General features: G+C 61.3%; 23 protein-coding genes. All 23 read right to left on the bottom strand.

Annotation, left to right across the window (positions count from 1 at the left end; genetic code table 11):
* Position 1: 1 nt before the first annotated feature.
* Entirely contained in the window at positions 2–334 is a 333-nt protein-coding gene (gene fliE, locus ACF8SD_RS19050) for a flagellar hook-basal body complex protein FliE (RefSeq protein ID WP_392484968.1), read from the bottom strand.
* A 223-nt stretch (positions 335–557) separates the two neighbouring features.
* A complete protein-coding gene (locus tag ACF8SD_RS19055) occupies positions 558–1,913 on the bottom strand; it encodes a sigma-54-dependent transcriptional regulator (RefSeq protein WP_392484969.1) in 1,356 nt (451 codons plus the stop codon).
* Positions 1,913–3,130: a sensor histidine kinase gene (locus tag ACF8SD_RS19060; protein ID WP_392484970.1), complete on the bottom strand. Its 1,218-nt coding sequence runs from the start codon at positions 3,128–3,130 to the stop codon at positions 1,913–1,915. Before ACF8SD_RS19060 ends, ACF8SD_RS19055 begins: the two co-directional genes overlap by 1 nt.
* 212 nt (positions 3,131–3,342) lie before the next feature.
* Positions 3,343–4,818, bottom strand: coding sequence for a transcriptional regulator FleQ (gene fleQ / locus ACF8SD_RS19065; protein ID WP_392484971.1), 1,476 nt, complete (start codon positions 4,816–4,818; stop codon positions 3,343–3,345).
* A gap of 169 nt (positions 4,819–4,987) precedes the next feature.
* Entirely contained in the window at positions 4,988–5,281 is a 294-nt protein-coding gene (locus tag ACF8SD_RS19070) for a flagellar protein FliT (RefSeq protein ID WP_392484972.1), read from the bottom strand.
* A 16-nt stretch (positions 5,282–5,297) separates the two neighbouring features.
* Entirely contained in the window at positions 5,298–5,699 is a 402-nt protein-coding gene (gene fliS, locus ACF8SD_RS19075) for a flagellar export chaperone FliS (protein WP_009684229.1), read from the bottom strand.
* Between the two features lie 125 nt (positions 5,700–5,824).
* Complete coding sequence (gene fliD / locus ACF8SD_RS19080) at positions 5,825–7,213, bottom strand: flagellar filament capping protein FliD (RefSeq protein WP_392484973.1); 1,389 nt, start codon at positions 7,211–7,213, stop codon at positions 5,825–5,827.
* A gap of 83 nt (positions 7,214–7,296) precedes the next feature.
* Positions 7,297–7,653 (bottom strand): flagellar protein FlaG, encoded by a 357-nt coding sequence (locus ACF8SD_RS19085; RefSeq protein WP_392484974.1) that lies wholly within the window; start codon positions 7,651–7,653, stop codon positions 7,297–7,299.
* Positions 7,654–7,730: 77 nt separating this feature from the next.
* The gene (locus ACF8SD_RS19090) at positions 7,731–9,167 is read right to left on the bottom strand and encodes a flagellin (RefSeq protein ID WP_392484975.1); all 1,437 of its coding nucleotides are present in this window, start codon (positions 9,165–9,167) and stop codon (positions 7,731–7,733) included.
* A gap of 407 nt (positions 9,168–9,574) precedes the next feature.
* A complete protein-coding gene (locus ACF8SD_RS19095) occupies positions 9,575–10,504 on the bottom strand; it encodes a ketoacyl-ACP synthase III (RefSeq protein ID WP_009684233.1) in 930 nt (309 codons plus the stop codon).
* A 353-nt stretch (positions 10,505–10,857) separates the two neighbouring features.
* A complete protein-coding gene (locus ACF8SD_RS19100) occupies positions 10,858–12,420 on the bottom strand; it encodes a flagellar hook-associated protein 3 (protein ID WP_392484976.1) in 1,563 nt (520 codons plus the stop codon).
* Between the two features lie 13 nt (positions 12,421–12,433).
* On the bottom strand, positions 12,434–14,476 hold the full coding sequence (gene flgK / locus ACF8SD_RS19105) for a flagellar hook-associated protein FlgK (protein WP_392484977.1): 2,043 nt from the start codon (positions 14,474–14,476) through the stop codon (positions 12,434–12,436).
* 12 nt (positions 14,477–14,488) lie between these two features.
* Positions 14,489–15,643 carry a flagellar assembly peptidoglycan hydrolase FlgJ gene (gene flgJ, locus ACF8SD_RS19110; RefSeq protein WP_392484978.1) on the bottom strand — a complete coding sequence of 385 codons (1,155 nt, stop codon included), beginning with the start codon at positions 15,641–15,643 and terminating at the stop codon, positions 14,489–14,491.
* A gap of 11 nt (positions 15,644–15,654) precedes the next feature.
* Complete coding sequence (locus ACF8SD_RS19115; protein ID WP_009684238.1) at positions 15,655–16,764, bottom strand: flagellar basal body P-ring protein FlgI; 1,110 nt, start codon at positions 16,762–16,764, stop codon at positions 15,655–15,657.
* A gap of 12 nt (positions 16,765–16,776) precedes the next feature.
* A complete protein-coding gene (gene flgH / locus ACF8SD_RS19120; RefSeq protein WP_029887007.1) occupies positions 16,777–17,472 on the bottom strand; it encodes a flagellar basal body L-ring protein FlgH in 696 nt (231 codons plus the stop codon).
* A gap of 45 nt (positions 17,473–17,517) precedes the next feature.
* Positions 17,518–18,303, bottom strand: a complete 786-nt coding sequence (flgG, locus tag ACF8SD_RS19125; protein WP_009684240.1) for a flagellar basal-body rod protein FlgG — start codon at positions 18,301–18,303, stop codon at positions 17,518–17,520.
* A gap of 47 nt (positions 18,304–18,350) precedes the next feature.
* On the bottom strand, positions 18,351–19,091 hold the full coding sequence (locus tag ACF8SD_RS19130) for a flagellar basal body rod protein FlgF (protein ID WP_009684241.1): 741 nt from the start codon (positions 19,089–19,091) through the stop codon (positions 18,351–18,353).
* A gap of 160 nt (positions 19,092–19,251) precedes the next feature.
* On the bottom strand, positions 19,252–19,434 hold the full coding sequence (locus ACF8SD_RS19135; RefSeq protein WP_054881819.1) for a hypothetical protein: 183 nt from the start codon (positions 19,432–19,434) through the stop codon (positions 19,252–19,254).
* A 131-nt stretch (positions 19,435–19,565) separates the two neighbouring features.
* Positions 19,566–20,888: a flagellar hook protein FlgE gene (gene flgE, locus ACF8SD_RS19140; RefSeq protein ID WP_392484979.1), complete on the bottom strand. Its 1,323-nt coding sequence runs from the start codon at positions 20,886–20,888 to the stop codon at positions 19,566–19,568.
* Positions 20,889–20,916: 28 nt separating this feature from the next.
* Entirely contained in the window at positions 20,917–21,618 is a 702-nt protein-coding gene (gene flgD, locus ACF8SD_RS19145; protein ID WP_392484980.1) for a flagellar hook assembly protein FlgD, read from the bottom strand.
* Between the two features lie 12 nt (positions 21,619–21,630).
* A complete protein-coding gene (gene flgC / locus ACF8SD_RS19150; RefSeq protein WP_061304388.1) occupies positions 21,631–22,074 on the bottom strand; it encodes a flagellar basal body rod protein FlgC in 444 nt (147 codons plus the stop codon).
* 2 nt (positions 22,075–22,076) lie between these two features.
* Positions 22,077–22,487: a flagellar basal body rod protein FlgB gene (gene flgB / locus ACF8SD_RS19155; protein ID WP_009684247.1), complete on the bottom strand. Its 411-nt coding sequence runs from the start codon at positions 22,485–22,487 to the stop codon at positions 22,077–22,079.
* Positions 22,488–22,570: 83 nt separating this feature from the next.
* A partial coding sequence (locus tag ACF8SD_RS19160; protein ID WP_392484981.1) for a hypothetical protein occupies positions 22,571–22,769 on the bottom strand: 199 nt, incomplete at its 5' end.

The raw sequence follows: 22,769 nt of genomic DNA on the forward strand, positions 1-22,769 counted from the left end.
CTCAAACCGGCATCTGCATGATGTCCTGGTACGCCTGGACCAGCTTGTTGCGTACCTGGGTCATGGCCTGCATCGACACGCTGGCCTTTTGCGAAGCGATCATCACGTCGGTGAGGTCGACGCCGCTCTTGCCGATTTCGAAGGCGTTGGCCAACTGGGTCGAGGCTTGCTGGGTTTCATGAACCTTGCCAATGGCCTGGCCGAGCATGTCGGCAAAGGTGCTTTGACCTGGCGCCAGCTCGGCGGCAGCGGTGACCTTGGGCAGCGACATGGCGTCGGCCTGCATGGCGCGCATATCCAGCATCAGACGATTGAATTCAACACCTTGGCTCATGACCCTTCTCTCTCCTGCGGCCGCATTTTTTTGACACTCATGCAGCGAATAACCTACGTAAAGCAACAAAGGTGCCAGCCTCTATCGTTCAGACAACATCACCCCCCTGTGGGAGCGGGCGAGCCCGCGAACACCGGCGCAGCCGGTGCCATGCAGCGCGTTGGATGCTTCGCGGGCAAGCCAGCTCCCACACAGGCCGCATCGCGCGTGCGAACAGGACCTGTCAGCCGAACAAGCTGGCCTCGACGTCAAACCCGGCATCGCGCATCTGCGCCAGCTTGTAGCGCAGGGTGCGCGGGCTGATGCCAAGCCGTTCCGCGGCTTCCTTGCGGCGGCCACGCTCGGCCCGCAGGGTATCGATGATCATCTGGTACTCGTGGCGGCGCATGTCATCCCCCAGGCCGCTGGCTTCAGCGGCGACCGCGGGTGATAGCTCATTGCCAGCTGACAATGGAATGGCGCCTTCCAGACAGAAATCCGCCACTTCAATCACCCCGCCCTGCTGCAGAATCAAGGCCCGCTGCAGGGCGTTGTCCAGTTCACGGACGTTGCCCGGCCAGGCGTAGCCCTGCAAACAGGCCTGTGCCTGCGCCGACAAGCGCACCGGGGCATGCTTCATTTTCGCCACATGCCGCGCCAGCAGCCGCTCGGCCAGTTGCAGAATGTCGCCAGGGCGCTCGCGCAACGGGCGCCAGGCCAGGGGGAATACCGAAAGGCGGTAATACAGGTCTTCACGGAAACGCCCAGCTGCCACCTCGCCAGCCAGGTCGCGGTTGGTCGTGGCCAATACGCGAATGTCGAGACTGACCGGCTTGCGCCCGCCTACCCGCTCTACCTCGCGCTCCTGCAGCACCCGCAACAGCTTGGCCTGCAGCGCCATGGGCATTTCCGAAATTTCGTCGAGCAGCAAGGTGCCGCCCTCGGCCTGCTCGAACTTGCCGGGCTGGGAGGCAATGGCACCGGTAAAGGCCCCCTTTTCGTGCCCGAACAAGGTGGCTTCGAGCATGTTGTCGGGGATCGCCGCGCAGTTGATCGCCACGAAGGGCTGGGCCGCACGGGGGGATTGCTGGTGAATGTAGCGCGCCAGCACTTCCTTGCCGGTACCAGACTCGCCGGAAATCAGCACGGTGGAATCGCTGCGCGCAACGCGCGCCGCCAGCTCCAGAAGCTGGCGACTAGCCGGCTCGCAGGCCACCGGCCCCTCTTCCCCCGAGACCCGCCCGGCCGCATGCCGCTCGACCAGGCTGAGCAGCGCCTTGGGCTCGAACGGTTTGACCAGGTAATCGGCAGCCCCCTGGCGCATGGCCTCCACCGCACGCTCGACCGCCGCGTGCGCGGTCATCAACAGCACCGGCAACTGCGGCTGCTGGCGGCGCAGTTGCGCGAGCAACTGGTGGCCATCCATGCCGGGCATGTTCACATCGCTCACCACTAGGCTGAAGGCGCCATCGTGCACGGCCTCCAGAGCTTCCTCGGCACTGCCGACTGCCTGGTAGGCAAAGCCGCCGATTGCCAGCGTGTCACCCAAGGCCTGGCGCAATACGCGGTCATCCTCGACCAGCAGCACCTTGATCGCCATCACACGCCCTCCGCCAATTGCCCGTCGATCAACGGCAGCTCGACCCGCACGCAGGTGCCACGACCGACCTTCGAGCGCAGGCTCAGGCTGCCCTGGTGCGCCCGCACAACTGCCTTGACCACCGCCAGACCCAGGCCGGTGCCGGTGGCCTTGGTGGTCAGAAACGGTTCGCCCAGGCGCGCCAACAAGCTGGCGTCGATGCCGCTGCCGGCATCACTTACGCACAGGTACAGGGTGCGCTGGCGGCGGAACAGGTGCACTTTCAAGCGCGCCGGCCCTTCGCTGGCCTGCAAGGCGTTCTCGATCAGGTTGAGCAAGGCACCCACCAAGGTGTCACGATTGCAGAGCAGCTCACCCAGGTGGCTGTCGCACTGCCAGCGCACGGCGTGGCCCTGCACATGGGCCTGGGCGGCCTGCTGCAAGGCCTGGAACAGGGCCTTGGGGGTGAGCCGATCGCCCAGCGGCAGCTCGCCACGGGCGAACACCAGCATGTCGCGCACTTGGTGTTCCAGTTCGTGCAAGCGCTCTTTCAAGGTCGCAGCAAAGCGCTGGCGGGTTTCGGCATCCAGTGCGTGCGCGCTGTCGGCCAGATGGCTGGCGTAGAGCATGGCTGCCGACAAGGGGGTACGGATCTGATGCGCCAGCGAGGCGACCATGCGCCCCAGCGCCGACAGGCGCTCATGGCGCGCCAACTGGTCCTGCAGGCGTCGGGTTTCAGTCAGGTCGTTGAGCAGCACCAACTGGCCAGGCTCGGCGTCCAGGGAACGGGTGGCGATGGACAGGCGGCGGCCATCGCGTAGCGAGACTTCATGGCCGTCGTCCTTGCGCGGTGCAAAGCTGCGGGTGATCACCTGGCGCCACAGCTGGCCGAGCAACGGCTCGCCGAGCAGTTGGCAGGCGGCTGGGTTGGCTTCACGCACAAGGCCTTGGCCATCGATCACGATCACCCCGCCAGGCAGCAGGTCCAGCAGGTTCTGCAGGCGGTTGGCCAGGCGTTCCTTTTCACTCAGTTCGTCGATGCGCTGGGCGCTGACCACCGCCAGTTCGCCTTTCAGCTCGCTGACCCGGGCTTCGAGCAGGCTGTAGGACTGGCTCAGCTGGCTGGACACCTGATTGAACAGGGCGAAAGTTTGCTCGATACCCTGGCGGCTGTCCTGCTCGACCGGGGTATGCCCCTGCTGATCGGGGGCTGGGGATAGTTTGGCGGCCTGGGGCATCGTGCTCTCTCGCGTGGCTGACCGTCATAAAAACGGTGTGGTGCCAGCGGTGTAGCAATAGCCGTGCCGGGGATAGGGTTTTGTTGCAACCTGTACCCGCCTTTTCGCGGGCTTGGCCGCTCCCGCAGGGCCAGCGCTGGATTCGCGCCATGCACTGCACCTGTGGGAGCGGGCAAGCCCGCGAAGAGGCCAGTACAGACGACCGCCAGGCTTCAATCCTCAGCCTGGTCCTCGCCGCCTTGGCGGCTCATGCCATACTTGCGCATTTTCTCGACCAAGGTGGTCCGGCGAATACGCAGCCGCTCAGCCGCGCGCGCCACAATCCCGTTGGCATCGTCCAGCGCCTGCTGGATCAACCCCTGCTCCAGGCTCCCCAGGTAATCCTTGAGGTCCAGGCCTTCAGGGGGCAGCATCGCAGGGTTGCTGAAATTAGGCGTATGGCCATTGATCGCCACACGTTCTTCCAGGTCGGTGCGCAGGCTATCGACCATCTGCTCGTCTTCATCATCGACATAGCGGAATTTCTTCGGCAGCTCGGAAACCCCGATCACCCCGTAAGGGTGCATGATGGCCATGCGCTCAACGAGGTTGGCCAGCTCCCGAACGTTGCCCGGCCAGCCATGGCGGCACAACGACATGATCGAGGCGGAATTGAAGCGTATGGAACCGCGCTTCTCGTGCTCCATGCGCGAGATCAGTTCGTTCATCAGCAGCGGAATGTCTTCCACCCGCTCGCGCAGCGGCGCCATCTCGATGGGGAACACGTTCAGCCGGTAGTAGAGGTCTTCGCGGAAGGTACCGCCCTCGATCATGGTTTCGAGGTTTTTGTGTGTCGCGGCAATGATGCGCACATCGATGCTCTGGGTCTTGTTGCTGCCCACGCGCTCGAAGGTGCGTTCCTGCAGCACGCGCAGCAGCTTGACCTGCATCGGCAACGGCATGTCGCCGATCTCGTCAAGGAACAGGGTGCCCCCGTTGGCCAGCTCGAAACGCCCGGCACGGCTGGTGATCGCCCCGGTAAAGGCGCCTTTCTCGTGGCCGAACAGCTCGCTTTCCAGCAACTCAGCGGGGATCGCGCCGCAGTTGACCGGCACGAACGGCGCTTCGCGGCGCTTGGAGTGGTAGTGCAGGTTGCGTGCGACCACCTCTTTGCCGGTGCCCGACTCACCCAGGATCAACACACTGGCGTCGGTGTCGGCCACTTGCTGCATCATCTGCCGCACATGCTGGATGGCTCGGCTGGTACCCACCAGGCTGCGGAACAGGTTGGGCTCACGCTGGCGGCCGCGCTCACGCGCCTGGTCATACATCTCGCGGTAGACCTGGGCACGGTGCAGCGAATCCAGCAACTGGCTGTAGCTGGGCGGCATTTCCAAGTTGGAAAGCACGCGGCGGCGAAGGTCTTCAGGGAACTCTGCAGAAGAAATTTCACCTAAAAGCAAAACCGGAAGGAACTCATCCCACCCAGCCACTGTCTTAAGCAACCCAAGCACATTGCCAGGAGCGTTTACCGCGCCAATGAGCACGCACAGTACTTCGCGGCTGGAAGCCAACGGCTCGACCGCCTGCTGCCAGTCATGGCTGGCGCACGCGAGGTTTTCTTCGCCGAGAAAGTTCAGCACCACCGCGAGATCGCGGCGGCGCTCGCTGTCGTCATCGATCAGCAGGATCTTGGTTTCACGCCACATGCAATAGCAACTTCCCTAGTCATATCGGCACCCTGCAAGGGGCATGCTCGACATCATTCCGACTGAATGGTCAGTGTTCGGACGTCTGGAATTCGAAAACAGCCACTAGTTAAGTCAAAAAGGGCCATGCAGTCAAATTTATGGCGCCTTTTCTAATGTTGTGCGCATCTTAACTGAAGAGATGGTATACCTTTGAAGCATTTTTTGCTTGGTTGATCTGCATCATCTCTTCGGCAATTGCCTGGCGTTCACCGGTTGTCACATCGATGAGGTTGCGGTAGACCTCCAACACCCCTTCCAGCTTTTCGCGCAGCAACCCCTGGTCCATCGTGTGGTTTTCCAGTACGTCGTCGATGCAGGTGCGACATGCCACATCCAGCTTGGCAATGGCGTCCCAGTCACGTTCACCAAGAGCGCCGATCAGGGCATCGCAGGTGTCATCGAGGCGTTGCAGTGCGTTCACGTTAATCTCCTTGCCGTCAGCTGGCGGGCTGGGCGTCGGCAATGCCGTCCCAACCGCTTTTCACGGTAATCAGCAGTTGCGCAACTTCGTCGATGATGCTCGCATCGTTGTCGACATTCGCCTGCATGAGCCGGTTGGTCATGTATACATAGAGGGCGTCGAGGTTTTCCACATACTCGGGGTTTTCGCTCTTTTCGGGCTGCAGGCCGTCACGCAAGCCGATGATGATGTCGATCGCCTTGCCCAGCATAAGCCCCTTCTCGGCGATGTCACCACGCGCCATGGCACCCTTGGCCTGGGCCATCCGATCGAGACCTCCCTCCATCAGCATCTGCACCAGGCGATGCGGCGTGGCTTCGGAAATCTGAGCATGGGAATTGACCTTCTGGTACTGACGAAGGGCTCTCATGGGATTCATCTTGCGACCTCGTGACGGGCAGGCTTAGGGGAGATATTCCTTGTATCGGGCGGATCGAGAAAAACTTTACCGGCCGATGACATGAAGCTGGGCACCGCGCCCAGGCTTCATGCAAGGCTCACGGATCAATCGTCGCTGTTCGACTTGTTCAACGCGTTAAGCGTGCTGAGCACCGAGTTCTGCTGCTGACGCAACTGCGTGACCAAGGTATCCATGTTGTTGTACTTGTCCTGCAGGCTCTTCTGCAGGGCTTCCATCCGGGCGTCCAGGGTGTCCTGCTCGGCCTTGAGCTTGGTCAGGCTTTCACTGAGCACCTGGGAGCGTGCGGCAAGGGTACCCGTACTGGCCTTGGCGAACGGCTCAGTAACATTCTGCAAGCGTGCCAGCAGGCCATCCTTGCCATTGAAAATGCTGGTGAGGTCTGCCGCGTTGGTGGACGCGATCTTATCCCACTTCGCGTCGTCCAGACTCAGCGCACCGCCATCCTGGGCCGATGTCACGCCAAAGGCCGCCAACGACTTCAAGGCCCCATTGCCGGACACTGCATTGAGCTCTTCGCGAATGGATGTCATCAGGGTGCGCATGGTTGCATCGCCGGTCAGCGCCGCAGCCGTCATGGTGCCATCGGGATTCTTGGTTACCTTGGTTTCAGCGTTTATCACAGCGAGCAAAGCGTTGTAGGTATCGATGAAACCTTTGAGGCCTGACTTCAGCGTGGTAGAGCTGGTACTAAGCGACAGAATGGTCGCGGTCTTTTCCCCACTAGAGGCATTCGTCGGTGAAGTCCCCACCAACTTGATATTGAGCCCACTCACAGCATCATTGATATCGTTAGTCTTGGACTTCATGGCGATGCCATCGAGTGTGTACTCTGCGTCCGTCGGCTCATCGACCACCGTATAGCCAGTGTCTATACCAGAATTACCCGACAGCGTGATATCGGAGCCCTCACCCATCGTGGTCGAGGTCACGATCAAACGAGAGCCGTTGGCATCCGTCAGTACGTTGGCACTGAGGCCTGCAACGCCAAACTGGCTGTTGATGCTATCACGCACCTGCTGCAACGTGGCGCCAGGCGGAACACTAAGGTCGAAATCCTTCCCGCCCTGACTTATGGTCAAGGTAGTCGGAGAAGTACCCTTATTGACGACAGACCCCGCGCCGTCGGCATAAACCCTGGTCGAAACCTTGGAGGCTGTTGCAAGCTTGTCCACGATTAACTTGAACGAACCGTTTGCGGCGCCGCTGCCCATGGTTACCGTGGCGACCTTCTCATCCGAGGACTTGAGGCTCAGGCCGCCAAAGCTGTTGGTATCGCTCATGTTGGCCAAAGCGCCGCGGAACGCGTCCAGCGCCGCCTGAATCTTGCCGATCGAGGACAACGTGGTGGTTGCCTTCAGTGTTTGAGTATTGATCTGCGCCTGCTTCGGCGCCTTTTGCGCGGCCACCAGCGAATCGACGATCGCCTGGGTATCGATGCCCGAGCCAATACCACTGACTGTTGTACCTGCCATCATTGCTCTCCTTGTTCAGTAGCTGCCGTATCCTTGGCGGAAAAATCCATCAAAATGTCGACCACAACAAAAATCGTGCCAGCCTAAACTTGGTCGTCGAACAGCAGGCTGCTGGCTTCACTGAGGCTCTGCGCCAACTTCAGCGCAAGTTCCGACGGAAGCTGCCGGATTACCTCACCGGACTGGGTAGCGATCACCTTGACCACAACCTGGCCCGTGGAATCATCGATGGAAAAGTCCAGCTGCCGCTGGCTCGATTGCACGAAATCGCGAATTTCGCCCACGGCCTTTTCCAGGTCTTCGCGCGAGTGCGGCTGATTATCGGTGCCAGCGGTTTCCTGCACCTTGGCAGGCACAGCGGCGTCCCGATCGCGATCAGCTACTGGCGCCTGGGGCAAGACGGTCGGATACACCTGGCTCAGCTTGACACTCATGTCCATGTTTCGAACTCCCTCATGTCAAAAAAGGCGAAAGGGCACGTAAACGCGCCCTTTCACCCTTTACTCAGGCGCCTGAATTACTGAAGCAGTTTCAGGACCGAGGATGGCAGCTGGTTGGCCTGCGACAGGATCGCAGTCGAAGCCTGCTGCAGGGTCTGCTGCTTGGTCAGCTCGGCAGTTTCCGAAGCGAAGTCCACGTCCTGCACGGTGGAGCGGGCAGCGGTGGAGTTCTTCTGGATGTTCTGCAGGTTATCGACGGTGGTCTGCAGACGGTTCTGGGTAGCACCCAGGCCCGAACGGACGCTGTCGATGGAGCCGATGGCCTTGTCGATAACGGCCAGGGCATTCTGGGCGTTGGAAGCGTCGGTTACGTCAGTTTCCGAGATAGTGGTTTTCTGCGAAGCAACGGTGGTCGCACCAAACAGCGCAGTAACGCCGTCAGCCGCACCTTCCCCCAGAGAATAGCCCTTGGCCGAGTCGAGCGAAACCTGGCCAGTAACGATTGCGTTATCACCGTCGGCCAGCTGGACAACTGTACCGGAGTACTTACCGTCACCACCTTTGGAATCGACGCCGATGGAAGCCGAGTCAGTAGTACCGGTGAACTTCAGGTTTTCGCCGGTATCGGATTTGACTTCGAGAGTATCGTTGACTTCATCGTAGTTAACGCTGATACCCAGCTTCGCAGCGTTGGACTTGAGTTGGTCAGCGAGGCTGGCAGTATCGGTAACACCGATGAACTTGACCGCAGTACCGTCCCCCACTGCCAGCTCGAAGCTCGCCGGATCAGTTGCAGCAGCGGCACCTACCGAGAACTTGACTTCAGTGCTAGCGGTAGCAGTCAGACCACCGACTGCGCCATTGAGTTTGGATGCGATTTCCTTGGCAGAAGCGCCATCGGCATAGCTTACAGTCGACGTCTGGCCATTACCGGTCACAACGATGTCGCCAGCTGTCAGACCGGTGTCGTTGATGGTGACGGCCGTACTCTTGATCTGCTGCGAACCAATCTTGTTTGCAGCCACATTATCCAGAGTCAGGTTGATAGTTTCGTTGGCGTTAGCCCCCACCTGGATAGCCTTGGTGCCGTACGAACCGTCCAGCAGCTTCTGACCACCAAAAGTAGTGGTTTGAGAAATACGGTTCAGCTCAGCAGTCAGCGCTTGGTATTCGTCGTTGTTCGACTTACGGTCGTCGGCGCTCAGCGAGCCAGTGGCCGAGGACAGAGCCAAGGTACGCATTTTTTGCAGAATGTCGGTCGATGCCTGCATTGCGCCTTCAGCGGTCTGGGCGATCGAGATGCCGTCGTTGGCGTTCTTCACAGCCTGGCCCAGGCCATTGATCTGGCTGGTCAGGCGGTTGCTGATCTGCAGGCCGGCAGCGTCGTCTTTAGCGCTGTTGATGCGCAGACCCGAGGACAGACGCTGCATCGAAGTGGTCTGGGCGTTGCTCGCCTTGGTCAGGTTGGCCTGGGTGGTGATCGACGCAATGTTGGTGTTTACAGTTAAAGCCATGACGAAATCCTCGTTGGATGGGTACTGCGGCTTCCGGCCTTGGCAACCGCCGGATTGGCCTAGAGAACCTTCGTAATAGTTATCGTCGGGTGCGCGGGTTGCTTGAGGGTTTTTTCGAAAAAAAATGCTGGCAGGAGGCCAGCCCTGAGAAATCAAGGGGTTAAGGGCGGTTTATTGGCGTCAAATTCCGCTGCTGAACAGGCTTAATGGCATTGCCAGCCCCACCCTCCCCTGTGGGAGCGGGCGCGCCCGCGAACACCGGCAATGCCGGTGCCATCCACCGCGTTGATCGCTTCGCGGGCATGCCCGCTCCCACAGGGAGCCGGTGAGGTTCATGCCTTTGTGTTCCAGCCACAAAAAAAGCGCCGGGCGGTGGCCGCCGGGCGCTTTTTTGAAGTGACCTAGGGTCAGTCGCGATAGAGAATGGCCGAGCCCCACGACAGGCCCACGCCAAAGCCGCTGATCGCCACGCGCTTCCAGCTGCCATCGAGCATGTGCTTCTGCAGCAGCAGTGGCACGCTGGATGACACAGTGTTGCCGGTTTCGAGCATGTCCTTGACGAACTTCTCGGGGTGCTGCTCTTCGAAACGGCGCGCCACCGCGTCAACAATCGCCGCGCTGCCCTGGTGGATGCAGAAGGCGTCGATATCCGACGACTGCAGGCCGCTGGCGTCCAGCAACTCATGCAGGTGCGCCGGGACCTTGATCAAGGCGAAGTTGAATACCTGGCGGCCGTTCATGAAGAACTTGCCATCGCTGACCTTGAGGTGTTCAGCGCCGGACCCGTCGGTGCCGAAACGCGCCTGGCCCAACTTCCAGACCGCGCCTTCACCCATCCAGGTGGCCGTGGCGGCGTCGCCAAACAGCATGGTGGTGTTACGGTCTTCCGGGTCGACGATCTTCGAGTACGGGTCGGCAGTGATCAGCAAGCCATTTTTCAGCCCTGCCGCTTCCATGAAGCCCTTGATCGCATACAAGCCATACACATAGCCCGAGCAGCCCAGCGACACATCGAACGCCGCTACCCGGGTAGACAGGCCCAGCTTGCTCTGAACGATGGCAGCGGTGTGCGGCAGGCCTTCTTCGTCACCGTTCTGGGTGACCACGATCAACGCATCGATCGACTGCGGATCCAGGTCAGGGTTGCTGGCGAACAGGGCCTGGGCGGCTTCTACGCACAGGTCGGAGGTTTCCTGTTCTGCGGCCTTGCGCGGCAGGAAAGAGGCGCCGATCTTGCCGAACATGAACTCTTCGTCCTTGCCGAACTTCGCACCCTGGACATAGTTGTCCAGGCCAGCGGTAGGCACGTAACTCGCGATGCTTTTGATGCCAATCATTCTGGCTTCCCAATGAAAACAGCCAAAGACCACCACTCGATGAATTGAGGGCGCCAAATACCGGCAGCGCTCGCCTGCGCGCCGGTAACAAAATGCTGCAACAGCTGCTGCATAGAATACAGGGAAGATGACCGTTTTGACTCATTGGTCACATTGAAATGCTACGAAAGCCTTGCAGAGGGTGCGGGGACTGGGTTTTTCGCAGGCATGAAAAAGCTGGGGCCGCTTTGCGCCCCTTCGCGGGCTTGCCCGCCCCTGCAGGGCATGCGCTGGCTTCAAGCACACGCAAAACCTGTGGGAGCGGGCAAGCCCGCGAAGGGGCGCAAAGCGGCCCCAGCGATCGAACAGCCAGCTTAGAGCTTGTTGAACAGGCTCAACTGCGAGATGCGCGAGAAGGCCAGCTGCGAGGCCTCCAGCATGGCCTGCTGCAAGGTCAGGGTAATGGCAGCCTGCGACATGTCGGTGTTGCCGATGGCGTTCTGGGTCGTCTTGTTGGCCAGGCCCAGGCTGGTGTTCTCCTGCCGCTGGATCTCCAGCGAGTTACCACGGGCACCAATCGAGCCACGGGTAATATCGACCTGCTCGCGGGCACTGGCCAGGTTGGCGATGGCCGAGGCAGCCGCGTCTTTCAGTGCGTTGGCCTCGCCCGTGCCGGTGACCGGGGTATCCAGGGCAGCACGCAACTGGCTGATGGTTTCCAGCACGTTCTGGTTCTGGTGGGTATTGGCGGTGATCGCGAATTGGTCACCGGCCTCTGGCGAGCCGGACATCTCGTAGGTCACGCCGGCCACCGTCAGCGAGGGCGCCGTGAAGGTGCCGCTGGCAATCGCCTTGCTATCGGCGGTCAATGGCTGGGCGTACAGCTCATAGGCGCCGGGGCCGGTGAACTTGATCACCGCACCATTGCTGGGGAAGGTACTGCGGTAGGCGGTTTCATCGGTGACGCTGCTGCCGGTGATCTGGGCGCTGGAGCTGTTGCTGCCGTTGCGGGTGGCATTGAACGAGTCCGGACGCGCTTGCAGCGAGAATTCACGCCCCGCCACGGCCGCATCGGCATCGGCGCCCTCTTCCAGGGTGACGGTTATTTCGAACTCAACGCCACGCAGGGCAATCTTGTTGGCACCCTCGGTGTTGCTGTCGAAGGTCCCGTTGGTGGCGGTTTCGGAGGTGATGTCCCTACCGCTGGCGTCGGTGATGGTGTACTGGGTCGCGCTGGTGAAGGTCAGCTTGTAGGGCTGGCCCGCCGTGAAGCTGTTGTTGTAGGAGGTGCTCGATGTCAACAGACCCGAGGACACGCCGACCACGTGGTCGTCGGTGGCGGGCACCAGCAAGCTCGACTGGGTGCGACTTTTGTTGCTGGCCGAGTCGAAGATGCTGAAACCGGTGTCGTTGGTGGCCAGGTTCAGGGTATCGGAGACCTGCAGGCTCAGCTGGGTCTGGTCACCGTGGTAGCTGTAGGTACCATCGGAATTACGGACGTAAGGCGGCGTGGTGCTTTTCGAGCCGCCGAACATGTAGTCGCCATTGGCGTCGCGCGAGTTGAGCAGGCCGAAGATGTTGGCTTCGATCTCCTTCAACTCGGTACTGATGGCCACGCGATCGGAGTCGGTGACGCCGGCGCCACCGGCGCGGATCGCCAACTCGCTGGCGCGCTGCATCGCATCGTTGATGGTGGAGAGCACGCTCTCCTCCTGCAGCAGCGCATTGCTGACCGTATTGATGTTGCCGCTGTACTGGTCCAGCAACGACTGCTGCTGTTGCAGCAGCAACAGGCGCGCAGCACCGACCGGGTCATCAGCCGCTGTCTGGATGCGGATACCCGAAGTCACCTGGTCGTTGGTCTTGTTCATGCTGGAGAAGTTCTTGGAGTAGCTACTGGCGCTGGCCTCATAGAACTGAGCAGTGGAAATACGCACGATAGTCTACTCCTTACAAAGCGTTGATCAGGGTGCTGAAGGTTTCTTGCGCCGCCTTGATGATCTGCGAAGACGCCGTGTAGTAATGCTGGAACTTGACCAGGCTGGCCGCTTCGTCATCCAGGTTGACCCCCGACACCGCGCTGCGGCTTTCGCTGGCGGACTTGAGCACCGCTTCGGTGGCGGTGGTGTCGATGGACGCCTGGTTGGCCTTGGCCCCCACGCGCTCGACCAGCGAGGCGTAGGCAGACGTGAAGCTGGTGCCGCCACCCGAGCCGGTATTGACCGTCGATTTGGTCTGCAGCTCCAGTAGCGCCGTGGCATTGCGGTTATCCGCCTTGCCGTCGGCATTGAACGACAGGGTAAAGCTGTCGTTGGCGGCAGGGCTGCCGCCGATGGTGGTCTCGACACTGAAGGTACGCGGGTTGCCGCTGCCATCCAGAATCGGGTTGCCCGAACCATCCAGCATTGGCACCGCGATGGACAGCTTGTTGTCCTGCCCTGGCACCACACTGCCCGTGCCGATCTGGGTGCCCTTGGCGTCGAACAGCTTGTAGCCCTGCGAACCGCCACTGGCGGCGTCGAACACCACGCGCACCGGCATCGAGTCGCGAATCGACTGCTGGATCAACGCGGTGTCGGCACCGCCATAAACGTCCAGCGCTTCGCCCAGCGTCGGCTGGGTGATGGTGCCGGTGCCGCTGTTGCCACTGCCCGCGTTGGCACTGATCGGCCCGGCGAAAGCCAGCTTATTGGCGTCAGTCAGCGTCGTGGTGATGCTACCGGCAGCGGCACGGGTCGGGATGACCTTGAAGCTGTCGCCGGCCGCCAGGCCACCGCCTTTCAACGCCAGGCTGAACCCATCGATCACCGGCGCCGGGTCGGCATTGAGGTCAAAGCTGCCCATGTCGGTACCGTCGGAGCGGCGCACGCTGTACTGGTTGGCGCTGGTGAACTTCACTTCGTAGTCGTAGGTAGTCAGTGCCCCGCTGTCGGCGATGGTGACATCCAGGTTGCCGGAGCCGGCACTGTTGTTCGACGATGCGAGGCTGCGCTGGGCGATGGCGGTGGCACTGTTGATGCTGGAAAACAGCGAGCTGCCGAACTGGCCATTGGCATCCAGGCCCTGCCCCAACTGGCTGTTGATGCTGTCGGCAACCACCAGGGCAACACGGCCGAGCTCGTTCATCGACGGCGTCAGCACATCCTGGCGATAGCGCAGCAAACCGCCGATGGCGCCACCAGAAATCACCGAGGTCACGTCCGAGCTGAACGAGTCATAGTTGATACGCAGGCCAACCTGGCTCTTGTCGGCCACCCCCGGCTCCACCGACAAGGTATTGGCCTTGGTGCCGGTAACCAGCGACTGGCCACTGCCCAGGTACACGTCGTAGTTGCCGTCGCGCTCCTGCACCGTCACCCCCACCAGCTCATTGAGCTGGCGTACCGCTTCGCCGCGCGCATCCAGCAGGCTGTTGGGGGTGTTGCCAGAGGCACTGGCCGCCGTGATCTGCTTGTTGTACTCGGCAATGCTGGCGGTGAGCTTGTTCACCTGCCCGGCCATGGTATCGAGCTGGGAGTTGATCGTGGCGTTCTGCTGGGACAACTGGGTGCTCACCGCGTTGAACCGGTTGCTCAGGGTTTGCGCCTGAGTCAGCAACAGCTGCCGCGAGGCGACATCACCCGGCTTGGCTGCGGCCGTCTGCATGGCCGCGAAAAATGCCGTGAGCACCGAGCTGATACCCGTGTCACGGTCGGCCAACAGTTTGTCGACACTGGTGATCTGATCCTGAAAGGTGGCCGAGTCCGCCTGCAGCGAGGTGGCCGTCTGCAGTTGGTTGTCCAGGTAGGAGCTGTAGATGCGGCGCACATCGGCCAGCGTGGTGCCGGTGCCCAGGAACCCCGCGCCGATGTTGTGCGAAGGCCCCGCAGCCTGCAGCGTCTGCTGGCGCGAATAGCCACTGGTCGCGGCGTTGGCGATGTTGTTACTGGTTACCGACAATGCCGCCTGGCTGGCATTCAGGCCACTCAGGCCAATCGAAATCAGGCTCGACATGCTTTAGTCCTTTTATAAATTCGTGGTTCTGCCAGCCATGGCGTATTGCGGGGTTGACTGCATTTGCTGGGCGATGCTGATGATCTTGCGCGCATAGCCCGGGTCGGTCGCATAACCTGCCTTTTGCAGCTCTCTTGCAAACTGCTCTGGGTTATCGGCCGAATCCAGTGCACCTTGATAGCGGGAATTACTCTGCAACAAGGTCACCAGGTCGTGGAAGCTGTCCTGGTACGAGTCGTAGCTGCGAAACGCTGCGGTTTCCTTGACGAACTGGCCATCGCGGAACTCGCTGGTGATCGCGCGCGCCTGCTCGCCCTGCCAGTTGCCGGTGGCCTTGATGCCGAACAGGTTGTGGCTGCTGCTGCCGTCGCTGTTGCGCATGACCGATTTGCCCCAACCGGTTTCCAGTGCAGCCTGGGCCACCAGGTAGCGCGGGTCGATGCCGATGCGCTTGGCCGCCTGCTCAGCCATCGGCAGCATGGTGGCGACGAATTCGTCGCTGTTGGCAAAGGCTTTTTTCGGTGCCAATGGTGGCTGGGCCACGGCCCGGCCGACAATGCGCAGCCCCGAGTCCGGCACGGCGAAAGCCTTGGCCACTTGCTGGCCTTCACGCGCCGGCACGGCAGCAGCGTTGGCCGTGGCCGCCGAGGGCACGATACCGGCCAGCAGGCGGTCGGTGAGCTTGCTGGGCAGGGCCAGGCGCCGCGAATTGAGCGCAGCCACGTCGTTGCGGTTGCTGGCCGGAGCCGTGGCACGTGCCGGCTCTGCCACCTTGTTGCCCCACAAGGCCGGGCCTGCGTTATCCACCCGCGGGAACGGGCTGGTGTTGATCGAAGCGCTGCGGCCCTTGGTCAACTGGCGCACCAGCACGTCCTGCAAGCCGATACCGCCCCCCTCGCGGGACATGCTCACCGCCAGCTGCTGGTCGTACATGTCTCGGTACTGCTTGACCGTTTCGGTGTTCATCGGGTTGTCGTCAGCCAGCACGTCGCTGGCCTTGCGCGAGGCCTTGAGCATTTCGCTGATGAACAGCGACTCGAACTCCTGGGCCACCTTGCGCACATTGGCTTCGCTGTTGCGGTCACCCTGTTTGAGCGCGTTGAGGCGGTTGAGGTCGGTGTAGGCGCCGCTGTCGGCACTACCGGAAACCAGGCTTTTGCTGTTCATTGGCGACGGCCTCAGATCACGATCAGGTCGGCTTGCAGGGCGCCGGCCTGTTTCAGGGCTTCGAGAATGGCCATGAGGTCACCGGGCGCTGCGCCCACCTGATTCACCGCGCGGACGATTTCATCCAGCGTGGTACCAGGGCCGAACTTGAACATCGGCTTGGCTTCCTGCTCGGCATTGACCCGCGAGCGCGGCACCACGGCGGTCTGGCCGTTGGAGAGCGGGCCCGGCTGGCTGACGATCGGGTCTTCGGTAATGGTCACGGTCAGGCTGCCGTGGGTCACCGCCGCTGGCGAAACCTTCACGTTCTGGCCAATGACGATGGTACCGGTACGCGAATTGATGATGACTTTGGCCACCGCCTGGCCGGGGTCGATTTCCAGGTTTTCCAGGACCGACAGGTAGTCCACGCGCTGGCTTGGGTCCATCGGCGCACTGACCCGCACCGAGCCACCGTCCACCGCCTGGGCCACACCTGGCCCCAGCAGGTCGTTGACCTTGTCGACGATACGTTTGGCGGTGGTGAAATCGGGGCGGTTGAGGTTCAAGGTCAGGGTATTGCCCTGGTTGAAGCCGCTTGGCACGGCCCGCTCCACACTGGCGCCACCTGGAATCCGACCCGCCGACGGAACGTTGACGGTGATCTTCGAGCCGTCACGGCCCTCGGCGTCGAAGCCCCCGACCACCAGGTTGCCTTGGGCGATGGCGTAGACGTTACCGTCAATACCCTTGAGCGGGGTCATCAGCAGGCTGCCGCCGCGCAGGCTCTTCGAGTTACCGATCGAGGACACGGTAATGTCGACCACCTGGCCCGGCTTGGCGAACGGCGGCAAGTCGGCATGCACCGACACGGCAGCGACGTTTTTCAACTGCACGTTGCCGGAGCCTGGCGGCACCTTGATGCCGAACTGCGACAGCATGTTGTTGAAGGTTTGCAGGGTAAACGGGGTCTGGGTGGTCTGGTCACCCGTACCGTTCAGGCCAACCACCAGGCCATAGCCGATCAACTGGTTGGAGCGCACGCCAGAGATACTGGCGATATCCTTCAGGCGCTCGGCCTGGGCCACACAGGCACAGGACAGGAGCAGGGTTGCGGCAATCAGCTGCCTCACGTTGAACATGGTCATCCGTACTCAGAAAGGCCAAAGCGGGCTGAGGAAGAAGCGGTCCAGCCAACCAGGCTGGCTGGCATCGGCGAACGAGCCGGTACCGGAGTAGGTAATACGCGCGTCGGCCACACGGGTGGACGGTACGGTGTTATCGGTGGCGATGTCGTCGGCACGGACCATGCCGGCAATACGCACCAACTCTTCGCCGGTATTCAGGGTCAGCCACTTTTCGCCGCGTACCGCGATGATGCCGTTGGGCAGCACTTCGGCCACCGTTACGGTGATCGAGCCGGTCAGGGTGTTGCCCTGGGTCGCCTTGCTATCGCCCTTGGTGGCGCGGTCACCACTGTAGCCCGCCTCCAGCGACAGGTCGCCGCCGCCAAACGGGTTGTTGGTGTTCGGTGTGCCACCGAACAGCGAGGTCAGGCCGATATTGGTCTTGCTGTTCTTGGCAATCTGCGACCCGGCGTTCTTGCTGGCCGAGGTTTTCTCGTTGAGGGTGATGGTGATGATGTCACCCACCCGGAACGCCTTGCGGTCGCTGTAAAGGTTCTGCTCGAAACCGGCCTGGTAGATCGAACCGTTGTTGGCCGCTGCCGGCAACGGGGTGCGCGGCAACACCGGCGCATAGTACGGGTCGTTGGGCTTGGGCGTCGGCGCGACGCAACCTGCCAGCAACACCGCCCCCCCCAGGGCGAAAACGGACAACAGACGATTCATGACGCTTACCTCACGGGCACGGGTGTAACGAAAGAACAAGGCGGCTTAGAGCTGCTGGGTGACGAACGACAGCATCTGGTCGGCGGTGGAGATGACCTTGGAGTTCATCTCGTAGGCGCGCTGGGTGGTGATCATGTTCACCAGCTCTTCCACGGTGCTGACGTTGGAGTTTTCCAAGGTCTGCTGCTGGGTTGTGCCGAAACCGTTCAGGCCCGGGGTGCCGACTTGCGGCGCACCACTGGCAGCGGTTTCCAGGAACAGGTTGTCGCCAATCGCCTGCAGGCCGGCCGGGTTGATGAAGTCGGCAGTCTGGATGTTGCCGATCACCTGCGCAGCCGGGTTGCCGGCCGTGGTGATCGAGACCGTGCCGTCGGTGCCCACGGTGAAGGTTTGCGCATCGTTGGGCACAACAATCGCAGGTTCCAGGGCATAGCCGTTGGCGGTAACGATCTGGCCGTCGGAATTCAGGTGGAAGGTACCGTCACGGGTATAGGAAACGGTGCCATCGGGCTGCAGGATCTGGAAGAAACCACGGCCGTTGACCGCCATGTCCAGCGGGTTTTCGGTGGTTTGCAGGCTGCCGGCGACGAAGCTTTTCTGGGTGCCGACAATGCGCACACCTGTACCTACCTGCAGGCCCGAGGGTAGCTCGCTGTCCTGGGTCGACTGGGCGCCAGGCTGGCGTTTCACCTGGTAGAGCAGGTCGGCGAATTCGGCACGATCACGCTTGAAGCCGGTGGTCGAGACGTTGGCCAGGTTGTTGGAAATGACCGTCAGGTTGGTGTCCTGGGCGGACAGGCCGGTTTTAGCGACCCAAAGAGCCGGAAGCATGTAATTTCTCCTCGTGCGCCTGTTTTACGGCACGCGTTCAAAAGTGATTAGCCGATTTGCAAAACCCGAGCCATGGCTTCGTCGCCTTCCTTGGCCGTGTTCATCATCTTGACGTGCAGTTCGAACTGGCGTGACAACGCCAGCACCGAGGTCATTTCCTCGACCGCGTTGACGTTGCTGCCTTCCAGAAAGCCCGACACGACCCGTACATTCACGTCGGCATCGGCCGGCTGGCCGGACGTGGTGTGGATCAAGCCGTCCAGGCCCTTCTTCAGGCCCTTGATGTCGGGGTTCACCAGCTTGATGCGGTCAACCTCGGCAATCACCCGCGGGTCTTCGCCCATGGAGCGGATACTGAGGGTGCCATCAGCGCCGACCTCCACCTTCTGCTCGGGCGGTACGGCGATCGGGCCACCGTTGCCGATCACCGGCATGCCATTGCCGGCGCGCAGCACGCCAAGGGCATCGATGTTCAAGCTACCGGTGCGCACATAGGCTTCGCTGCCGTCGGGGGCCTGCACCGCGATGAAACCGTTGCCGGTCACCGCCACGTCCAGGTCACGGCCGGTTTCCACCAGGGGCCCCTGGGTGAAATCGGTCGCAGGCCGTTCGGTCATGGCGAATGCGCGCGCCGGAAAGCTGTCACCAAACACCGGCATCGAGCGGGCCTGTTCCAGGTCGCGCTGAAAACCATTGGTGGAAACGTTCGCCAGGTTGTTGGCGTGGGCCTTCTGCGCCAGCGCGTTCTGGCTGGCGCCGGTCATGGCCACATAAAGCAACTTGTCCACAGTATCTCCTTCTGCGCGTCGCTGCCGCGCTGTCACTGGGCAGGTTCAAAGCAATAATCGAACCAAGTATGAAACAGCCGGTTTACGGGGCTTGCAGCGTGCCAAGGGGCAGTAACCGTCAGTTTGTCGGCGGATAATTGCCGCCTGCGGCAAGGTAGGCTCAGTGGCTGCGGCAAGCTGCGTTGTTGTAGGGGCCGGCATGGCGTACCCAGCCCTTGCCCGGGTTGTGGGGCACACACAGGTAGCGGCCGGTGACCAGGCTTTGCCACAAGTAGAACGGGGCGGGAGCGGCCGAAAGTGGCAAAGCCATGGCCAGCAGGGCTATCAGCATTAGCCTTGTCATGAGCGTCAACCTTTGGAAATTTGGAGCCGCGTTGCGCCAATCGCGACACAAGGCCGCGCCTACAAGGGATCGCGATCACCTGTAAGAACGGCCTCGGGTCGCGCTGGGCTACTGTGCAGCCCCAGCCATCGTCAAGTCATCTGGATGATGGTCTGCATGATGGTGCTTTCGGTGGAAATGGTCTTGGCGTTAGCCTGGTAGTTGCTCTGCGCCTTGATCAGGTTGACCAGCTCGCCGGTCAGGTCGACGTTGGAATCTTCCAAGGCGCCACCCGAGATCTGACCCAAAGTACCGGTATCAGGGGCGCCGATTACCGGCACGCCCGAGGCGTAGGATTCCTTCCAGTTGGTGCCGCCAATCGGCGTCAGGCCTTGCAGGTTGGCGAAGTTGGCAATCGCCACCTGGCCGATCACCTTGTCCTTGCCGTTAGTGAAGCTGGCGAACAGGTAGCCGTTCTGGTCGATACTCAACCCCGACAGCTCACCCGTTGCGAAGCCGTCCTGGGTCTTGGCGATTTCGGCGGATGAGGCGTTGTACTGGGTGGCACCGAGCATGTCCAGCTTGACGCCATCGGCGTTGGCAACGGCGCCATTGGCCGACCACTCGCCAGCGGCATTCTTCTGCGCCGGAATCCAGTCGTTGAGCTGGAAGATCTTGTCTTCGCCAATGCTCAGGCCGCCGACCACGTCACCCGCAGCCATGGCGTCCTTGTCCAGGGTGCCATCGGACTTGAATGGCACGGCGTTGACCAGGGGCGTGGTAGAAGCCGGGTTTGCCGGGTTGCGCCCATCGATGGTGGTGTGCATGGACCAGGTATTGGTAACGTCGTCCTTGATGAAGTACTGATTCATCTGGTGTTCGTTGCCCTGGCTGTCATACACCGGGGTATTGAACGTGAAATTGTAGGAACTGGCGTTGGTCGGATCGAACGGCGTGACCGATGGAGCGGTGGCACCCGAGTTGAGGTTGATCTTCTCGGTGATGAGGCTGGTTGGCTTCGGCGTGAGGTTGGACGTGTCGATTTGCAGGTCGGTCAGAACACCCTGGATGATCTTGCCGTCCTCACCGACCGCATAGCCCTGCAGGTTTGCCCCGCCGGCATTGACCACATAGCCTTCCTTGTCGCTGTAGAACGCGCCGGCACGGGTATAGATCTTCGAGCCGTTGTCATTCAGGGCGAAGAAACCGTTGCCATCGATGGCCATGTCCAGCGCCTGGCCGGTGGCATTGATGTTGCCCGGAGTGAAGAGCTGGGAAACCGCGGCGGTCTTGACCCCGGTACCGATCACGCTCTTGCCGGCACTAGTACCCCGAATGGAGTTGGAGTACTGGTCGGCGAACTCGGCACGCGACGATTTGAAACCGGTGGTGGCGACGTTGGCAATGTTGTTGCCGGTAACGTTAAGGGCCTTGTTCGCTGCATAGAGGCCGCTAAGGCCGATGTTGAAAGACATGTGTAACTCCTGTCGTTTTGCTCAGGCCCTAGATGCCGATGCTTTGAATTTTGGAAAGCGCAACACTGCCCAGCCCGGCCAGGTTGAGCATCATTTCCGATCCGTTGGTACCCATGGTCACGCTGGTCACCGACGCTGGCAGGTTGGTGGTCATGCTGGTGGCCTGGCCATCGATCGAGGCCGTGGCCTTGAAGGTGTAGGTCCCGGCAGCCGCGACTTCACCGTCATCGTTCAAGCCGTCCCAGGTAAAGTCGATACTGCCGGCTTTCTGGGTGCCCAGGTCGATGGTGCGCACCAGCTTGTCGTCCTTGTCGTAGATGCCCACCGAGGTCGAAGTACTGGACGAGGTCAGGTTGACCGAACCACGCATGTCCTTGCTGGTGTCGACAACGGCCTTGTCGGTCTGCACGACCACATTGCGCCCCACCAGGGAAGAAGCCTGCAGGGCTTGGGAGGACTGCAGCCCAGCGGCAATGTAAGTCACTGCATCATTGAGCGACTGCATGCTTTCCAGGCTGCTGAACTGCGCCAACTGGGCGACGAACTCGCCGTTTTCCTGCGGGTCGAGCGGGTTCTGGTTCTGCATCTGGGTTACCAGCAATTGCAGAAACGCATCCTTGCCCAGTGCACTGCCGGCAGCACCGGTAGTGCTGTCGGTTTTCGACGTCTGCTTCTGCAGCGAGGTGAGGTACGCGCTGCCGACGTCTGTGGTGGAATTGGTGGTGGTCATGTCGGCTTCCTATCACTGCCCCAGGGTCAGCACTTTCTGCATCATGCTCTTGGCCGTGTTCATCAGCTCGGCGTTGGTCTGGAACGCGCGGCTGGCGGAGATCATGTCAGCCATCTCCTCGACCACGTTGACGTTCGGGTAGTAGACATAGCCGTCCTTGTTCGCCGCCGGATGGTTCGGCTCGTAGCGGGCTTCAAGGTTGCTCTGATCTTCGACGATGCCTTTTACCTGCACGCCCTGCCCGGCTTCACCCTGGTCGTCGAACAGCGACTGGCTGCCGCCAGCCTGCGCATCCTGGAACGTGGTGGCGAACACCGGATGGCGAGCGCGGTAGGTTTGATCGATGCTCGACGAGACAGTCTCGGCGTTGGCGATGTTCGAGGCCACAGTGTTCAGCCGGGTGTTTTGCGCACTCATGCCGCTACCGGCAATGTTGAAGACACTGGAAAGGGACATGGTCATTCTCCCCGCAGGGCGGAAACCAGCCCTTTGAATTTACTGTTGAGCAAGGTGAAACTGGCCTGGAAGCCAATGGCGTTTTCGGTGTAGTTCGACTGCTCGATCTGCGCGTCGACGGTGTTCTGGTCGATCGAAGGCTGCAGCGGCGTGCGGTATTTGAGCGTGTCGTCAGCAGCGACGGCCAGGCCCTCGGCTTCGATGTGCCGGCTGTTGGTCCGCTCCATGGCAAAGCGGCCACTTTGCTGCTTGCTGGTTTCGGCGGCGAGCACCGAAGAGAAGTCCATGTCACGCGCCTTGTAGTTGGGCGTGTCGGCGTTGGCGATGTTGTTGGCCAACACCTCGGCGCGCTGGGCGCGGAAGCCCAGGGCCTTTTCGTGAATGCCAAGCGCCTTGTCGAAGCTGATGCTCATATCGGGGAAACCTTCAGAGGTTGACCGGAGTTTTGTTGAGCAAGCTATAGCAAGGGCTGTGCCAACCCCCGTGAACCGCTAAATTACGGGGTCTGCGCGCGGCATGCTGTCAGGCTGATGCCAGAAAAGCGGCAAAAGCTTTCCGCCTTTGGCCGTGAAAGCGGCAATTGCCGGTTGGCATAAGCGGCAAAACAAAAATTTGACGTCAGGGTTTTTCTGAGCCGGCCTCTTCGCGGGCATGCCCGCTCCCGCAGGGGCCATGCAAGCCTGAAGGCGGCACAG

Origin of the sequence: Pseudomonas sp. CJQ_9, assembly GCF_043106615.1 — a bacterium.
GTDB lineage: Bacteria > Pseudomonadota > Gammaproteobacteria > Pseudomonadales > Pseudomonadaceae > Aquipseudomonas > Aquipseudomonas juntendi.

Bases quoted from the DNA above. Each gene is read 5' to 3' on its own strand.
- fliD (WP_392484973.1), bottom strand. From the start codon at position 7,213: ATGGCAGGTACAACAGTCAGTGGTATTGGCTCGGGCATCGATACCCAG.
- flgG (WP_009684240.1), bottom strand. From the start codon at position 18,303: ATGCTTCCGGCTCTTTGGGTCGCTAAAACCGGCCTGTCCGCCCAGGAC.
- flgD (WP_392484980.1), bottom strand. From the start codon at position 21,618: ATGACCACCACCAATTCCACCACAGACGTCGGCAGCGCGTACCTCACC.
- ACF8SD_RS19135 (WP_054881819.1), bottom strand. From the start codon at position 19,434: ATGACAAGGCTAATGCTGATAGCCCTGCTGGCCATGGCTTTGCCACTT.
- flgH (WP_029887007.1), bottom strand. From the start codon at position 17,472: ATGAATCGTCTGTTGTCCGTTTTCGCCCTGGGGGGGGCGGTGTTGCTG.
- ACF8SD_RS19085 (WP_392484974.1), bottom strand. From the start codon at position 7,653: ATGGACATGAGTGTCAAGCTGAGCCAGGTGTATCCGACCGTCTTGCCC.
- flgK (WP_392484977.1), bottom strand. From the start codon at position 14,476: ATGTCGAGCCTGATTTCGATTGGCCTGAGTGGCCTGAATGCCAGCCAG.
- fliS (WP_009684229.1), bottom strand. From the start codon at position 5,699: ATGAATCCCATGAGAGCCCTTCGTCAGTACCAGAAGGTCAATTCCCAT.
- ACF8SD_RS19055 (WP_392484969.1), bottom strand. From the start codon at position 1,913: ATGGCGATCAAGGTGCTGCTGGTCGAGGATGACCGCGTATTGCGCCAG.
- fleQ (WP_392484971.1), bottom strand. From the start codon at position 4,818: ATGTGGCGTGAAACCAAGATCCTGCTGATCGATGACGACAGCGAGCGC.
- flgB (WP_009684247.1), bottom strand. From the start codon at position 22,487: ATGAGCATCAGCTTCGACAAGGCGCTTGGCATTCACGAAAAGGCCCTG.
- ACF8SD_RS19090 (WP_392484975.1), bottom strand. From the start codon at position 9,167: ATGGCTTTAACTGTAAACACCAACATTGCGTCGATCACCACCCAGGCC.
- fliE (WP_392484968.1), bottom strand. From the start codon at position 334: ATGAGCCAAGGTGTTGAATTCAATCGTCTGATGCTGGATATGCGCGCC.
- flgE (WP_392484979.1), bottom strand. From the start codon at position 20,888: ATGTCTTTCAACATCGGCCTTAGCGGCCTCTATGCAGCGAACAAGGCC.
- ACF8SD_RS19060 (WP_392484970.1), bottom strand. From the start codon at position 3,130: ATGCCCCAGGCCGCCAAACTATCCCCAGCCCCCGATCAGCAGGGGCAT.
- ACF8SD_RS19115 (WP_009684238.1), bottom strand. From the start codon at position 16,764: ATGTTCAACGTGAGGCAGCTGATTGCCGCAACCCTGCTCCTGTCCTGT.
- flgC (WP_061304388.1), bottom strand. From the start codon at position 22,074: ATGTCCCTTTCCAGTGTCTTCAACATTGCCGGTAGCGGCATGAGTGCG.
- flgJ (WP_392484978.1), bottom strand. From the start codon at position 15,643: ATGAACAGCAAAAGCCTGGTTTCCGGTAGTGCCGACAGCGGCGCCTAC.
- ACF8SD_RS19095 (WP_009684233.1), bottom strand. From the start codon at position 10,504: ATGATTGGCATCAAAAGCATCGCGAGTTACGTGCCTACCGCTGGCCTG.